The sequence below is a fragment of the Gaetbulibacter aquiaggeris genome (assembly GCF_044003965.1).
In the GTDB taxonomy this organism is placed as follows: Bacteria; Bacteroidota; Bacteroidia; order Flavobacteriales; family Flavobacteriaceae; genus Yeosuana; species Yeosuana aquiaggeris.
In genome coordinates this window covers 1-5,641 of record NZ_JBAWKC010000009.1, presented here as the reverse complement: position 1 = coordinate 5,641, position 5,641 = coordinate 1, and the positions used below count along the sequence as shown (strand labels likewise).

2 tRNA genes and 3 rRNA genes are annotated in these 5,641 nt (G+C 45.3%); all 5 read right to left on the bottom strand.

From position 1 onward, the window contains the following. Window positions 1-53 precede the first annotated feature (53 nt). A 5S ribosomal RNA gene (rrf, locus tag V8G56_RS16250) occupies window positions 54-161 on the bottom strand. Window positions 162-297: 136 nt separating this feature from the next. Continuing rightward, a 23S ribosomal RNA gene (locus V8G56_RS16245) occupies window positions 298-3,131 on the bottom strand. A 253-nt stretch (window positions 3,132-3,384) separates the two neighbouring features. Next, a tRNA-Ala gene (locus V8G56_RS16240) sits at window positions 3,385-3,458 on the bottom strand. A gap of 117 nt (window positions 3,459-3,575) precedes the next feature. Then, window positions 3,576-3,649: transfer RNA gene (locus V8G56_RS16235), tRNA-Ile, on the bottom strand. An 86-nt stretch (window positions 3,650-3,735) separates the two neighbouring features. Then, a 16S ribosomal RNA gene (locus tag V8G56_RS16230) occupies window positions 3,736-5,251 on the bottom strand. The 16S, 23S and 5S rRNA genes sit together here with 2 tRNA genes alongside, the layout of an rRNA operon. Window positions 5,252-5,641 lie beyond the last annotated feature (390 nt).

The window sequence follows — 5,641 nt, the reverse complement described above, 5'->3', positions numbered from 1 at the left end:
GAAAGTAAATAACAACAAAAAACCCTTCATAAATAAATATGAAGGGTTTCCAAAAAAGGCAACGACCTACTCTCCCACAAATGCAGTACCATCGGCGCTAACGGGCTTAACTTCTCTGTTCGGAATGGTAAGAGGTGAGCCCCGTCGCTATAACCACCTTAAGTTATAGCTATTTGCTATTGGCTTTTAACCTTTAGCATCTAGCGTTTCGATTTATATCGAAACAAATATCTTAACATATTGAAAAAAAATAACATGAACTTTAATTGTTGTTGTACTCTTTTAAAAAAACAGGCGTACAATAAGCCTATGGGTTATTAGTACTACTCGGCTATGACATTACTGCCTTTACACCTATAGCCTATCAACGTGGTAATCTTCCACGACCCTTTAAAGAAATCTCATCTTGTGGTAGGTTTCGCGCTTATATGCTTTCAGCGCTTATCCTTTCCGAACGTAGCTACTCTGCAGTGCCGCTGGCGCGACAACAGATTCACCAGAGGTTCGTCCAACTCGGTCCTCTCGTACTAGAGTCAGATCCACTCAAATTTCTAACGCCCACAGTAGATAGAGACCGAACTGTCTCACGACGTTCTGAACCCAGCTCGCGTGCCACTTTAATGGGCGAACAGCCCAACCCTTGGGACCTTCTCCAGCCCCAGGATGTGACGAGCCGACATCGAGGTGCCAAACCCCCCCGTCGATATGAGCTCTTGGGGGAGATCAGCCTGTTATCCCCGGCGTACCTTTTATCCTTTGAGCGATGGCCCTTCCATGCGGAACCACCGGATCACTATGCTCTTGTTTCCAACCTGATCGACTTGTAGGTCTCTCAGTCAAGCACCCTTATGCCATTGCACTCTACGCACGGTTACCAAGCGTGCTGAGGGTACCTTTAGAAGCCTCCGTTACTCTTTTGGAGGCGACCACCCCAGTCAAACTACCCACCAAGCACTGTCCCCTTTTGCAAGGGTTAGACTCTAGATAAGCAAAGGGTGGTATTTCAACAATGACTCCACAACACCTAGCGATGCCGCTTCAAAGTCTCCCACCTATCCTACACATTACTTATCCAAAACCAATACTAAGCTATAGTAAAGGTGCACGGGGTCTTTTCGTCCCACTGCGGGTAATCGGCATCTTCACCGATACTACAATTTCACCGAGCTCATGGCTGAGACAGTGTCCAGATCGTTGCACCATTCGTGCAGGTCGGAACTTACCCGACAAGGAATTTCGCTACCTTAGGACCGTTATAGTTACGGCCGCCGTTTACTGGGGCTTCATTTAAGACCTTCGAGTTACCTCTAAGCCCTCCACTTAACCTTCCAGCACCGGGCAGGTGTCAGGCCATATACATCATCTTTCAATTTAGCATAGCCCTGTGTTTTTGATAAACAGTCGCCTGGACCTTTTCACTGCGGCCCCACCGAAGTGGGGCGACTCTTCTCCCGAAGTTACGAGTCTATTTTGCCTAATTCCTTAGCCATGAATCTCTCGAGCACCTTAGAATTCTCATCCCAACTACCTGTGTCGGTTTAGGGTACGGGCTGCTTCACTCGCTTTTCTTGGAAGTCGCTACTCTGGATTATCACCTTGGCCGAAGCCTCAGTGTACTATCGCGGTGTTACCACTCGCTTCAACGTACTATTCCGTCAGTACGCACCAAATTTACGCCTCCGTCACTTTTAACGTGAGCAGGTACAGGAATATTAACCTGTTGTCCATCCACTACCCCTTTCGGGTTCGCGTTAGGTCCCGACTAACCCTCAGCTGATTAGCATAGCTGAGGAAACCTTAGTCTTTCGGTGTGCGGGTTTCTCGCCCGCATTATCGTTACTTATGCCTACATTTTCTTTTGTAGCTTCTCCAGCATGACTCACATCACACCTTCGACGACACTACAATGCTCCCCTACCACTTATATTACTATAAGTCCATAGCTTCGGTAATATGTTTATGCCCGATTATTATCCATGCCGAACCGCTCGACTAGTGAGCTGTTACGCACTCTTTAAATGAATGGCTGCTTCCAAGCCAACATCCTAGCTGTCAAAGCAGTTCAACCGCGTTATTTCAACTTAACATATATTTGGGGACCTTAGCTGATGGTCTGGGTTCTTTCCCTCTCGGACATGGACCTTAGCACCCATGCCCTCACTGCTGATCAACATTTTATAGCATTCGGAGTTTGTCAGGAATTGGTAGGCGGTGAAGCCCCCGCATCCAATCAGTAGCTCTACCTCTATAAAACTATAAATCAACGCTGCACCTAAATGCATTTCGGGGAGTACGAGCTATTTCCGAGTTTGATTGGCCTTTCACCCCTACCCACAGGTCATCCGAAGACTTTTCAACGTCAACCGGTTCGGTCCTCCACTGTATGTTACTACAGCTTCAACCTGCCCATGGGTAGATCACACGGTTTCGCGTCTAACACTACTGACTAAAGCGCCCTATTCAGACTCGCTTTCGCTACGGATCCGTGACTTAATCACTTAACCTTGCCAGCAACGTTAACTCGTAGGCTCATTATGCAAAAGGCACGCCGTCACCCCAGAAGGGCTCCGACCGCTTGTAAGCGTATGGTTTCAGGTTCTATTTCACTCCCTTATTCAGGGTTCTTTTCACCTTTCCCTCACGGTACTAGTTCACTATCGGTCTCTCAGGAGTATTTAGCCTTAGCGGATGGTCCCGCCAAATTCATACAGGATTACTCGTGTCCCGCACTACTCAGGATACCACTATAATTAACGTTCTTTACTTGTACGGGACTATCACCCTCTATGGTTCCTCTTTCCAAAGGATTCTAATTCATTACGCAATCAATGTCGTGGTCCTACAACCCCAAATTTGCCGTAACAAATCTGGTTTGGGCTAATCCGCGTTCGCTCGCCACTACTAACGGAATCACTTTTGTTTTCTTCTCCTCCGGGTACTTAGATGTTTCAGTTCCCCGGGTTTGCTCGGCCTTACGGCCGTACTATATCTTCAATATAGTGGGTTGCCCCATTCGGATATCTGCGGATCAATTTGTGTGTGCCAATCCCCGCAGCTTTTCGCAGCTTATCACGTCCTTCTTCGCCTCTGAGAGCCTAGGCATTCCCCATACGCCCTTATTTAGCTTATTGTACTTTTTGCTTTTTTAATGAGTTTACTATAATTACCAATAAATTGATAACTACAATATGAATTAATTGTATATCGCTCGTGGTGATTACAATTAATCCCAATTATTATTTATATAATCAGATAAATCTAATTATACTTTTCATGTATCTTTTTTCAATATGTCAATGAACGTGTCGTGAGTCACGACAGACAATTTATGCCTATCTTTCTCTACGCAATGCTTGAAATAATATATCTCAAGACATCGTATTGTGGAGAATAAGGGAGTCGAACCCTTGACCTCCTGCGTGCAAGGCAGGCGCTCTAGCCAGCTGAGCTAATCCCCCATATTTTAGCTATGAGTCATTAGTTATGAGTTATTAAAGTTTAACAACCCTTCTTTACTCAACTTCTAAAATTTCCTTTTTTTAATGAACGTTTCTCAATCTTTCAATTGAAATTAGTAGTCTCAGGCAGACTCGAACTGCCGACCTCTACATTATCAGTGTAGCGCTCTAACCAGCTGAGCTATGAGACTCTACTTGTATATTTTAAATTAACAGCTTGAGAATAAACAATCTCTTTCTTACTTTTTTTTACTTCCTCTTAGTCGTCTTTCTCTAGAAAGGAGGTGTTCCAGCCGCACCTTCCGGTACGGCTACCTTGTTACGACTTAGCCCTAGTTACCGATTTTACCCTAGGCCGCTCCTTGCGGTGACGGACTTCAGGCACTCCCAGCTTCCATGGCTTGACGGGCGGTGTGTACAAGGCCCGGGAACGTATTCACCGCATCATGGCTGATATGCGATTACTAGCGATTCCAGCTTCACGGAGTCGAGTTGCAGACTCCGATCCGAACTGTGATAGGGTTTATAGATTCGCTCCTGGTCACCCAGTGGCTGCTCTCTGTCCCTACCATTGTAGCACGTGTGTAGCCCAGGACGTAAGGGCCGTGATGATTTGACGTCATCCCCACCTTCCTCACAGTTTGCACTGGCAGTCTTGTTAGAGTTCCCGACTTGACTCGCTGGCAACTAACAACAGGGGTTGCGCTCGTTATAGGACTTAACCTGACACCTCACGGCACGAGCTGACGACAACCATGCAGCACCTTGTAAGTAGTCCGAAGAAAGATCTATCTCTAAATCATGCAACTTACATTTAAGCCCTGGTAAGGTTCCTCGCGTATCATCGAATTAAACCACATGCTCCACCGCTTGTGCGGGCCCCCGTCAATTCCTTTGAGTTTCATTCTTGCGAACGTACTCCCCAGGTGGGATACTTATCACTTTCGCTTAGCCACTCAGATAAATCCGAACAGCTAGTATCCATCGTTTACGGCGTGGACTACCAGGGTATCTAATCCTGTTCGCTCCCCACGCTTTCGTCCATCAGTGTCAGTACATTATTAGTAATCTGCCTTCGCAATTGGTATTCTATGTAATATCTATGCATTTCACCGCTACACTACATATTCTAACTACTTCATAATGACTCAAGACAACCAGTATCAAGGGCAATTCTACAGTTGAGCTGCAGACTTTCACCCCTGACTTAATTATCCACCTACGGACCCTTTAAACCCAATGATTCCGGATAACGCTTGGATCCTCCGTATTACCGCGGCTGCTGGCACGGAGTTAGCCGATCCTTATTCTTACAGTACCGTCAAGCCTCTACACGTAGAGGTGTTTCTTCCTGTATAAAAGCAGTTTACAACCCATAGGGCCGTCTTCCTGCACGCGGCATGGCTGGATCAGGCTCTCGCCCATTGTCCAATATTCCTCACTGCTGCCTCCCGTAGGAGTCTGGTCCGTGTCTCAGTACCAGTGTGGGGGATCCCCCTCTCAGGGCCCCTATCTATCGTTGCCATGGTATGCCGTTACCACACCATCTAGCTAATAGAACGCATACTCATCTTCTGCCGTAACCTTTAATATATAAACCATGCGATTCATATATACTATGCGGTATTAATCCAAATTTCTCTGGGCTATCCCGTAGCAAAAGGTAGATTGTATACGCGTTACGCACCCGTGCGCCGGTCGTCAGCGGAGCAAGCTCCCTGTTACCCCTCGACTTGCATGTGTTAGGCCTGCCGCTAGCGTTCATCCTGAGCCAGGATCAAACTCTTCATCGTTAAATTTTAAGTCTTACGACTGTATTATTAACAACTAATTGGAATTTAATAGTACTCAAAATGGTTTATTCTCTTTGTTTGATTTTCGTCGTTTCCAACTTAATCTTACGCTGTCAATTCAATATGTTAATGAACTTCTTTTTATCTTTTCTTAACTCGTTTCCTCGCTAAGCGGGTGCAAATATAAAACCCTTTTTTTTCTCCTACAATACTTTTTATATCTTTTTTTAAAAAAGTTTTTTTTTAAACACTTTTCTAATACTCCATATATAACCTGTAAGAACTCTCCAAAACTACTACCCGTTTTAGCGGCTGCAAACATACAACCCTTTTTTGTCTTATCACAACCTTTTTTCTCCCTTTTTTTGAAAAGTTTTTTTAATGAGATTT